Raw genomic sequence first — 10,323 nt, 5'->3', positions numbered from 1 at the left:
ACGCGGCGTTTGCATTTTGCAATCGGCGCCGGACCCGGATGAAGCTGCTGTTCTTTGACCGGTCGGGCTTTGTGTTGGTGCTCAACTAACTGGCTTCACACTACAGCCCTTCCGTCGAGATCGTTGCATTTTGTTCGCTGAGCCGACGGACGGTGTCAGCGCGATGTGTCAGTTGGTTCCATCGGCTACATTGTTTGGCCGGGACGTGCGGCCCTGGCGGTTCATAGAGGCCCCTATAGCCATTGTAGGCGTGACGTTTGACGATACCGAACTTCGCCCACCTGACCAAGGTAGCTTCCGAGATTCCGAGTTTCGCGCAGGCTTCCTCCTTTGTCAGCATGCCACGGGCGCGCAGTCGGTCGTAGCGAGTGCGCAGGCCATATTGTTTGACGAGGTAGATAACGCGCAGGTCGGTAAACTGTGCATTGGCTTGACCACGCCGCGCAGAGCCACCGGGGCGGATACCCTTTGCATTCAGGATATCCTTGATTTCGGCGCAGATATGGTCGTCGAGAAGCGTGTCGACCAGACTGACCACCTCCGGTCGGGTCTTTACCTGCTGTGCGGAAGATTTGGGGTTCTGAGTGGTCAGTGTTTCGGTCCTCCCGCCTCTGAAGCGGATGTGGACGCGGGTTTCGCCCTCGCTGGGGAACTTCAGCAGGGTGACGTCCTCGACAAGGTAGGCCAGAAGCCGCTTGCGCTCACGGTTGGGCAGGGTGGGATCGTACCAGACCGTTTTGAAGTCTGTCGTCATGGCGATCAACCGATCGTGGAGCGCATCGTCCAGCTTCAGCTGGTCTTCGCGCAGAGCACGCTCTCTATCTTCTTGTAGCTCAGACAGCGAGCGCAGCTTGTCGTTCCATTCTCGCTCCAAAGTGTCGGCAACCAAGCGGTTGTTCGGATCGACCAGCATGAAGCGGCGTTGCGCCAGATCGGCATCGATCCGGGCCCGCTCGACAGCGCGGAGCCGCAGTCCATCTGCTTCGCCATGGCGAAGCTCGATTTCTTTCCTGATTTCCAACGCCAACTCCACGGCGGCGGGCGTCATTTCTGCTGCAATCAATTCGCCGATTGCTGCGTCAATGCGCCAGCCCGCAATCGATTGACAGTGGCGCTCTCCGTGAGTTTCATAAGCTCGGCTGCACACATACCAGGTATCCACCTGGCCCCGCCGGTCGGCGTAGCGGGCCTTCATATGACTACCACACCGTCCGCATATTACCCGCCCTTGCAGCAGGGCCGCGCCTTCGCGGGGCGGTGAGGCACGCACGGTCTGATAGCCTCGACCATTGGATTCGAGCACCTTGAGATCCATTGCTACTGGCGATGCCCGGACAGTAACCCTGTCCCGGGCCGCCTTTTCCGTGGACGCTGCCAAGCGGGCTGCCTACGCCTTGATGGCACGCCTTGATGTCGATGTGGCCGTCGTCGGCGACGACCTCGTCTGCAGCCTGCTTCCGGCGAATGCGACGATCTCGATGGAAACCGCTGAACGCGATTTCCGGCGCGAGGTCATCGATCAGGATCTGCGGATCTCCATCGAGGAGCGCACCGCACCTTACCGGGATGCCATTCTCGGCCTCGCCTTCTCGCGCACGGGGCTTCAGGATGGCTAAATTCCGCGAACGGGCCGAGTTCGATGCTTCCACTCGATCGGACTACACGATGCTGCCGTGGCGCTTCACGCCTCTCGACGACGAGACCTATGTCGCGACCAATATGGCCGGCGAGTACGTCACGATGTCGGCAGGCGAGGTCTCGGATTTCGCGGGAGGCGCATTGCGGCCTGATCAGCCGGTTTACGATGAGCTGAAGTCCCGGCATTTCTTGATCGATGACGACACCCAGGTCGCAATCGACCTGCTGGGTCTCAAGATCCGCACGAAGCTTGCGCCGCTCGCCAATTTCACCGGGCTGCACATCTTCGTGACCACGCTACGCTGCGAACACAGCTGCCCGTACTGCCAAGTGTCGCGGGCTAACGACGACAAGCGCGAATTCGACATGAGCGAGGAGACAGCGTTACGTTCGCTCGACCTCGCCTTCCGCTCGCCCTCACCCGCCATCAAGATCGAGTTCCAGGGCGGCGAATCCACCCTGAACATGCCTATCATCCGGTTCATCGTTGCCGAAGCCCTGCGGCGCAACGAAACGGCACGCCGCAATCTCGCATTCGTGATCGCCACCAACCTGGCCGTGCTGGATGACGAGATCCTTCAGTTTGCCCGTCAGCACGATATCTTGATCTCGACGTCACTTGATGGCCCGGCAGACCTCCACAATCGCAACCGTCCAAGACCCGGCAAGAATTCGTACGAAAAGGCGGTGGAGGGTATCGCCCGCGCACGAACGGCGCTGGGCCATTACAATGTGGGCGCGCTGATGACGACGACCGCGGCAAGCCTGCCGCAGGTCAGGTCGATCATTGACGAATACATCCGCATGGACTTCGGCGGAATCTTCCTGCGTCCGCTTTCGCCCTACGGCTTCGCGATCAAGACCAAATCCTACGCGTCATACGATCAGAAGAAGTGGCTCGAATTCTTCTTCGAGGGCCTCGACTACATCATCGACCTCAACCTCGGCGGCTTCGAGTTCATCGAGCACTATTCCGCTATGGTGCTCAAGAAAATGCTGACACCCCTTCAGACCAGCTACGTCGACCTCATGAGCCCGGCCGGAATCGGCATCGGGGCAGTCGTCTACAACTATGACGGCGTTGTTTATGCCTCCGATGAAAGCCGGATGCTGGCCGAGATGGGCGACACCACATTCGCTCTGGGCAATGTCCACGACGACGATTTCGCCGACATTTTCATGGGCGATGCACTGTTGGAACCGCTCGAACAGTCCTTTTCGGCAAGCGTGCCCGGTTGCTCGTGGTGCGCCTTCGAGCCGTGGTGCGGTGCCGAGCCGGTGTTTCACCATGCAACACAGGGCGACTTTGTCGGCAAGAAACCTCTGTCCTCCTTCTGCACCCGCAATATGGCCCTCTTCCGCGGCCTCATCTCCAGGATGGAGGCAAACCCCGAGGTGCGCCGTATCTTTGAACGCTGGGCCAATATCGTATGATCATTCTGCGCGGTCGCCTGACCCAATTCAATCCTCCGGCGCTCGATCGCGGACCTGTGATCCTGAGGCTCTCGGATCGCATTGACCGTCCCGCACCGCTGCGCAGCGTCGAGGCGTTCGTCCATGATTATGGACCCGTGCCAGACGGATTTGGCTGGTACCTGGTCAAGGATCCGGAGACGCTCGCGCTTCTCCCGGAGGGCGCAGCCGCTGCCGTACTCCCGGAGGATTTCCATCACCTGAGCGATGGAGACGTCGTCCGGCTTGAACCGGCGAAAGCGGCCATCCGCACGCTTTTCCGCAAGTCTGTCGCCTACAATCATTTTCTCCTGACCGAGCGCTGCAATAATTATTGCCTGATGTGCTCGCAGCCTCCACGTGCCGTCGACGACGGCTGGATCGTGGACGAGGTTCTTGAAGCGCTCCCCCTCATGGACCGGGGCGCCCGGGAAATCGGGTTTACCGGCGGTGAGCCGACGCTGCTGGGTGCTCGGTTCATCGAACTGGTTCAGGCGGCCGGGTCCCATCTCCCCAACACCGCCCTGCATATCCTGTCGAACGGACGCAGCTTCGCCACCGGGACCCTTGCCCGGGACCTTGGCGACGTGCGACATCCAGACCTCATGCTGGGCATCCCGGTCTATGCCGACCTGGCGCACGTTCACGATCACGTCGTGCAGGCCGATGGCGCCTTTGACGAGACGATCCGCGGCATCCTGGCGCTGAAGGCGCAAGGGGTCCGCGTGGAGATCAGGGTTGTGTTGCAGGAGCAGACCGTCCCGCGACTGATACCACTTGCACGGTTCCTTGCCCGCAATCTCCTGTTTGTCGATCACGTCGCGCTGATGGGCCTCGAACTCACGGGCTTTGCCCGCGCCAACCTCGAGAGGATCTGGATAGACCCCGTCGATTATCAAGCCGAACTCACCGAGGCGGTCGGGATCCTCGATCGCGCCGGTATGAAGGTCTCGATTTACAACAGCCAGCACTGCATCCTCGAGCCGTCGCTACGCCGCTTCTCACGCCGCTCGATCAGCGACTGGAAGCAGGAGTATATGCCTGAGTGCGAGGGATGCGCTGCGCAAGGCGAATGCGGCGGGTTCTTCAGCTCCGCCAAGTTCCGCTACAGCCGCGGCATTTCCCCAATCCTGAAGGCCTCGTAACCAGCCAAAATCATGATCCTGCTTCCCATCCTTGCTTCAGTCCTTATCGTACCCGAAGGCCAAAGCTTCAAGTGTACCCCAACCCATGTCTATGACGGAGATGGGCCGGTTTGGTGCGCGGAAGGGCCTCGCATCCGCATTGCGGGAATAGCTGCCCGCGAGATGAACGGCACCTGCAATGCCAACCAACCGTGCCCATCCGCCCGTGCCGATCAGGCTCGCGACGCACTTGTCAATTTGCTCGGCACCGCAAGGGGCCGGGCAGCGACCGGACATATCCTTGTCACAGCGCGGCCGATGACCTGCCTTTCGCGCGGAAATGCTGTGGGGGTCCGCACCGGCGCCTGGTGCAAACTTGCGGATGGACGTGATCTGTCCTGTTCCATGCTGAAAACACGTACCGTACTCATCTGGCGCAGGTACTGGGGCACGCATAGCTGCGACTGATGCTCAAGGACGTCGCGTGCTGGGGTGAGAAAGCGACATTGCAGTCGGGAAGTGGCGCGGTCCCGTGCGGCGCGCCTCCGAGGCTTTCCAGACAATCCGTAGCCACTCCCTGCGCATCGAACCGGACGCGAAGCTCTTCTGCAACCGGCGCTCTGACAGGAAGCATGCCTTCACCGTATGACGACGGCTTCGCTTTCGCGGGACCCCTTGATGGCGGGCAAAGCGAGAGCCAAGCCTTTCGCGCAACTTATGCGGCACTGAAGGATCGCGCCACCTTAGGGGGCCTTGTCAAACAGTCGCCTGGATGCAGCGACATCGTTGGGAAAACGCCGGCGCAAGCTTGGGACTTGCGCCGGCTTAGTTCAGCTCTCGCATCAGGAGCGCGAAAGCCTCGGGTCGCCTCGGAAACTCGGTATCTCGTTGTAGAACGTGGGGTCCTAATTGGCCCGCTGCGTCCCGCCGGTCGATCCGGGGAATTCCCGGATAGGGCATTTCAGATTTCTTCGCCCCGGCTCAGTGCGATGAGCTGCGCCATGCCGTTGGTCCGGGTCTTGGCGATGATCGATGCACGGTGATCCTCGACGGTGCGCTCGGAGATGCCCAGCTCCGGGGCCATCTCCTTGTTGGTATAGCCGCGCACCATGAGCCCAAGCACCTCGCGCTCGCGCCGTGTCAGCAGAGCCGCGAGAGCGGCGACGCGGCGTTCGCGGACCGACCACGCCAGCCCTTCGGAGACGGCAGCGATCAGGCGCGCCTCGTCGATCGGCTTTTCGAGGTAGTCGAGCCCGCCATGGCGGCGCACCGCGTCCACGGCATGGGCGGTAATCGGCCAGGCGGTCATGAACACAAGCGCGGTGGCCGGATCCTTCGCGCGCAATGCGTCGGCAAAAGCAAAGCCGTCCATCTCCCCCATCTGGATATCGCTGACAACGCAGGCGAAATGCTCGGTGGCAAGCGTGGCCAGCACTTCGCCGGGAGCGGTAAAGGCGCGCGCGGCTATGCCATTGCGGCCCAGCAGGCGAGCGACGGTGGCGCCAAGATCGGCGTCGTCATCGAGCACCGCGACGGTGATGGAAGGCACACCGCAAGCGAAGGCGTCGGTCATGCGAAAGCTCCGGTGAGAAGGGGCAGGGAGATGGTAAAGCGCACGAAGCCTGGCTCGTCACGGCGGTAGAGGGTGCCGCCATGCGCCTCGACGATTGTGCGGGCAATGGCGAGGCCGATGCCCATGCCGCCGGTCTGGGCGCCTGGCATTTCCGAGACCGGATTGGACACGGTAATCAGCACTTCCTCGGCGTAGACGCTGGCGGTGAGGTTGAGGGCCTCTCCGGGGCTGGCGGCAAGGGCGTTGCGCAGCAGGTTTACGAGCGCCTGCGTCAGCTCGATCTCCTGCGCCTGGACAACGAGGTCGACGGGAACGGCAGGGCTCTCCAGCCTGCCTCCGACCACCCGGGCCTCCGAGGCGACGATCTGGCAGGCCGTTTGCATCAGCATGGCGACGGGAACCGGCGAAGGCTCGTCCACGTCACGGCCACCGAACCGGCGCAGCCGGCGCACGAGATTGGCGAGAGCGCGGGCCTTGCGGTCGACGAGGTCGGCGCTGGCAACAGTGTCGGCGTCGAGGTGCGCGGTCACCGATTTGAGGTGGGCGGCCTCGATCGCGAGCGTCGAGAGGGGCTGACTGATTTCGTGGATCACCGCCACCGACATCGCGCGCAGGGTTTTGAGCCGCTCGGCCTGAAACAGCAGTTTATTGCGCTTGTCCAGCAGTGCGCGCGACGTCTTTTGCGCGTCGGCAAAGCTGCCTGCCAGCCAGGTGACGAGGACCACGGCGGCCAGCCCCAGGTGTAGTTCAAGGCGCCTGCTGTCGTCGAGCGAGCCGGCCGAGTAAGGCAGGAACACCGCGACCTGTGCAAGGATCGCGAACCAGGCCGGAGTGCGTCCATGACGCAGCCCGATCCAGGCGCCCGCCAGCAGGCTGGGGATCGGCTGGGCGCCGAGGCCGGCGCGCCACAGCGCCGCCGTGAGCAGCAGGCACAGCGCCATTACCAGCACGTCCTCCAGCAGTGGGCGCACGGCGACGCGGGGCAGCCGGCGGCGGCGGAACGATCCGTCGTGAAGCGCGGCAACCCACAGCAGCAGCGGAGCAAGGACGAGGATGCCGAGCAAATCGCCTACCGCCAGCCCGGTCAACGAGATCACGATGTCGGTTCCTATGCGATAGCGCCCCGCATCGGCCGGTAGCCAGGCTTCGAACGGCACCACCATCAGCGCGTTGAGTGCAGGTGCGGCAACGGCAGCCAGACCAAGCATCATCGGCGGCAGCGCCAGTGTATCGTCGCGCTTCGTCATCAGGCGCCGGACCGCGAAGATGGCGAGACCGCAGGTGAAACCGGGACGGGCAGCGCCGGTGATCGCCTGAAGGGCAGCGGGTCCAACGAGCGCGAAGACACCAACTGCGCCATCGGTCAGCACTTCGGTGAGCATCAGCCACGGCGTCAACCTTGTGCCGCGGCTCCACAACACTGCGAAGCGCAGACCCGCGGCAGGATACCAGAGCGAGAAGAACCCTGCCCCGCCCCAGGGACTTGCCGCCCAGTGCAGCAGCGCGAAAGCGAGCGCGTAAATCGCCAGTAACGCCGCGTCCACAAGGTGAAGCCTGAAGGCGCTGAAGAAACGGGGCAAGGTCGCGGCAGTCATCTTTTGCCTGTGGCCGGTTCGTGTTCGCTGGGGAACCCGGATTATTCACGGACCGAGCCTGTCATCGGATCCGGAAACGACAACAGGTGCCAGCGACGGTCAGCCCGGATATCGCTCACGCCGCCATAATTCGCGAGGGTCTGCTGCCGCGCGGCGGCAACAGACCCGCTCATTAGGTGATTTAGCCGCTCCTTGGAACATCGACCGGCAGAAGCTGACTGAAAACACCGGATATTTCCCGGATCGACCGATGCAATTCATGAAGTCAATTGCCGAGGTGACCTGGGGGGCTCGTTCTCGACAAACCCGCCCTGGTCCTGCCTGGGATGGACTGTGTGACGTACCGGGCAGCTTGCAAAGGCAGTCCACGTGCGAGAGGAAATGCAAGACCGATGTCTTCCATCCTGACCAATGCCGGTGCGATGACAGCGCTAAGGGTGCTGGGGACCGTCAATGCCGATCTGAAGGTCACGCAGGGTAGGCTCACTTCCGGACTGGCCGTTTCGGGAACCCGTGACGACAGTGCGAAATTCGTCCGCGCGCAGGGCCTGCGCGGAGAGATCCTCATGCAGCAAGCGCTTGGCGATGGCCTGAACCGGTGGAAGTCTACGACCGACGTTGCGATCGCGGGCGCGCAAACTGTCAGCGACCTTGTCAATCAACTCGGGGCGAAAGCGCTGCTGCTGCAATCGTCAGGCAGTGACCTCAGCGCGGCGACCGCAATTCGCAAAGACATGGAAGACCTGCTTGGGCGCATCAGCGCGGCCGTCGATGCATCGGCGTTTTCCGGGGTCAACCTGCTCAAGGGAAAAGCAGTCACCCAGACCACAACACGTACGACCTACAGCCTTCCGGATTCGACAGTAAACCCGGCGCACATGCTCTCCGACCTGGTCGCCGGCGGTGCGGCGAGCGCTATGCCGCCCGGCAGCGATGAAACCCTGGTGAGCGGAACGCGGCGTTTCACATTGCCGACTTCAGACCTTACCCCCAGCGGGTTCGAAAAACTCATTAACCCGCTGGCGCCGGAAGATCCCTCATATCTGCCGATCACCACTAACACTGCGCGCACGTTTCAGGTGAACGCCGGGGTCACCTCAGGCCGGATAAACCTTCTGGCCGACACAGGAACCGCCAGCTTTGAAGGTTCGAGCGGTGCCGGTGTCGTTGAAATCTGGCAAAACGGGGTGCGTGTCGCCGCATCGGGAGCGGACTATGTCCGCGGCAACGAGGCGGTCGCCCCCGGAATGCCCGAGGCCGGGCCATTCATTCTCAGCTTCGATTATGATCCCGAGAATGGCCAGGACATTGAAATCCGCGTCCCGGCCGGAAATGCCGGTCTCGCGATCGAAGGCCTGCAGCTCCAGGATCCTGACCTTGCGATCCCCGAGCCTGTAGAGCGCTGGAAGAGCGCAATTGCCTATCAGACGTCTGCGGCATTCGATCCTCCCCTCGCCTCGGCGGACCCGGAACAGGTGGCTGCGGCCAGAGACGATCCGTTTGGCGAACGGGCATTGCCCGAAGGGGTCGTCGCCGAGTTCCCACTGGATCCTGGCCCGCTGGCAGCACACATCGACATCGCGTTCGACGCCTACGAACGAGCGGATACCATGGAAATATGGCAGGGCGGGATCCGGCTTGCCGCCACGGGTCAGCCGCCGGAAGCGCAAGGCGCGCAAGTCGGCGAAGGTGCGCCTCGCAGCGGCCTCAGTGTCCTGAGCTTCGACTATGACCCCGCGCGCGGCCCGCTTACAGTCATGGTCAACAATAGCGAGCATGACGCCTCGAGCGCCTGGGCGGTGGGTGCGGTTTCGATGCGGCCCTACGGTTCTTCGCCAGCATCGACCGGCGATGTCGTCAAGATTGTCGCGGGCACACAAACCACCGGACGAGGGAATGTGCGATACGACTCTGCAACCGATACGCGAGGCGGCACCGAACGCATTGTATCGCGCGATCTCAGCCTCAGATCACTCGGCCTCGATCCTATCGATTGGGAAGATCCTGACGGCTTGGCGCAGAAAGTCGAAAGAGCCAGCGGCACGGTAGGTTCCGCATTGCGTTATTTTGGAGCCCACTCTCGCTCGCTTGATGTTCGCCAACATAGCCAGAGCGTTGGCATTGACATTGCAACCGAGGCGCTCGGTACCCTGGTGGATGCGGATATGTCCGTTCAGTCGGCTCGAATTGCCGCGCTCCGATTGCGCCAGCAACTCGCGGCGCAAACGCTCGCCATCACAAATCAGCAGCCAGAGTTCCTGCTGGCGCTGTTCCGCACATGATCCGCTGCTGAGGGTTGCAGAGGGTCTTTTGGCCAACTTGCTTACAATACCGATGCAGGGAGCTGCGAAATTGCATCCTAACACCCAATCCACTCTTATGTTCGTTTTCAAGAGCCTTCGACATTATGATGTCCTTTCCGCCCGAGATGACGAAATCCAATTTGTGAAGCTCATGTGCAGAGTAGGGAGCAGGGCTTTCGACGACGGTTGGCATACTCTTATGCGCGGGTTGGCTACCGCATATCCGTATGTTCGTCTGGGGCTGCCTCTGTCTAGAATCGGGCATAGACTTTTAGTCCGCCACATAGTGGGTACGAGGATTCCCCACCGGGGCCCTGCTCCCAACTTTGCACATCAAGCAGATGATGACGCTGGTTCTTGCTCCTTTCTCGTGACCGTTTACCGATGATGAGCCTTCATGCCTCAGCGGTGGGAGCCACCACTTGCCCGATTGCCCAGAGGAAGGCGGCCATCTCCCGCGCGATTGCTGTGACCGCGACGGTCTTAAGCTTCCCGGCCTGGATCAGCTTTCGATAACGTGCGCAGAGCCTGATTTGCCCTTTCCATGCGATCTCGCGAACGGAGCGTGGTAGCCCTTCCAACCGTGCCTGGATCGTCTGGCTCACCCGGGCGGGAAAGCGGTAGGTCCATGCGCCTTC

General features: G+C 62.0%; 8 protein-coding genes and 1 pseudogene. 5 read left to right on the top strand and 4 right to left on the bottom strand.

Going from position 1 to position 10,323, the window contains the following annotated elements; all coding sequences use genetic code 11:
- A partial coding sequence (tnpB, locus tag HWN72_RS32105) for an IS66 family insertion sequence element accessory protein TnpB (protein WP_211151982.1) occupies positions 1 to 89 on the top strand: 89 nt, incomplete at its 5' end.
- A gap of 11 nt (positions 90 to 100) precedes the next feature.
- On the opposite strand, the gene HWN72_RS27805 is transcribed toward tnpB, so the two are convergent.
- On the bottom strand, positions 101 to 1,315 hold the full coding sequence (locus tag HWN72_RS27805; protein ID WP_211151981.1) for a zinc ribbon domain-containing protein: 1,215 nt from the start codon (positions 1,313 to 1,315) through the stop codon (positions 101 to 103).
- A gap of 49 nt (positions 1,316 to 1,364) precedes the next feature.
- Between HWN72_RS27805 and HWN72_RS27800 the strand changes: the two genes are divergently transcribed.
- The 3 genes from HWN72_RS27800 to hxsC are packed head-to-tail and all read left to right on the top strand — an operon-like array spanning position 1,365 to position 4,235.
- The gene (locus HWN72_RS27800; RefSeq protein ID WP_211151980.1) at positions 1,365 to 1,616 is read left to right on the top strand and encodes a hypothetical protein; all 252 of its coding nucleotides are present in this window, start codon (positions 1,365 to 1,367) and stop codon (positions 1,614 to 1,616) included.
- Positions 1,609 to 3,072 carry a His-Xaa-Ser system radical SAM maturase HxsB gene (gene hxsB / locus HWN72_RS27795; protein WP_211151979.1) on the top strand — a complete coding sequence of 488 codons (1,464 nt, stop codon included), beginning with the start codon at positions 1,609 to 1,611 and terminating at the stop codon, positions 3,070 to 3,072. The genes HWN72_RS27800 and hxsB overlap by 8 nt, the downstream gene beginning before the upstream one ends.
- Positions 3,069 to 4,235 carry a His-Xaa-Ser system radical SAM maturase HxsC gene (gene hxsC, locus HWN72_RS27790; protein ID WP_211151978.1) on the top strand — a complete coding sequence of 389 codons (1,167 nt, stop codon included), beginning with the start codon at positions 3,069 to 3,071 and terminating at the stop codon, positions 4,233 to 4,235. Before hxsB ends, hxsC begins: the two co-directional genes overlap by 4 nt.
- A gap of 940 nt (positions 4,236 to 5,175) precedes the next feature.
- On the opposite strand, the gene HWN72_RS27785 is transcribed toward hxsC, so the two are convergent.
- The gene (locus HWN72_RS27785) at positions 5,176 to 5,787 is read right to left on the bottom strand and encodes a response regulator transcription factor (RefSeq protein ID WP_211151977.1); all 612 of its coding nucleotides are present in this window, start codon (positions 5,785 to 5,787) and stop codon (positions 5,176 to 5,178) included.
- A complete protein-coding gene (locus HWN72_RS27780) occupies positions 5,784 to 7,382 on the bottom strand; it encodes a sensor histidine kinase (protein ID WP_211151976.1) in 1,599 nt (532 codons plus the stop codon). The genes HWN72_RS27785 and HWN72_RS27780 overlap by 4 nt, the downstream gene beginning before the upstream one ends.
- 392 nt (positions 7,383 to 7,774) lie before the next feature.
- On the opposite strand from HWN72_RS27780, the gene HWN72_RS27775 reads away from it, so the two are divergent.
- Positions 7,775 to 9,664, top strand: coding sequence for a flagellin (locus HWN72_RS27775; protein ID WP_211151975.1), 1,890 nt, complete (start codon positions 7,775 to 7,777; stop codon positions 9,662 to 9,664).
- A 416-nt stretch (positions 9,665 to 10,080) separates the two neighbouring features.
- On the opposite strand, the pseudogene HWN72_RS27770 reads toward HWN72_RS27775, so the two are convergent.
- Positions 10,081 to 10,323 (bottom strand): annotated as a pseudogene (locus HWN72_RS27770) (IS110 family transposase); the annotation flags it as partial.

It is taken from the genome of Novosphingobium sp. HR1a (genome assembly GCF_015594425.1).
Classification (GTDB): domain Bacteria; phylum Pseudomonadota; class Alphaproteobacteria; order Sphingomonadales; family Sphingomonadaceae; genus Novosphingobium; species Novosphingobium resinovorum_A.
Note: the sequence above shows the minus strand (reverse complement) of the source record. Positions and strands in the feature narration are given on the sequence as shown.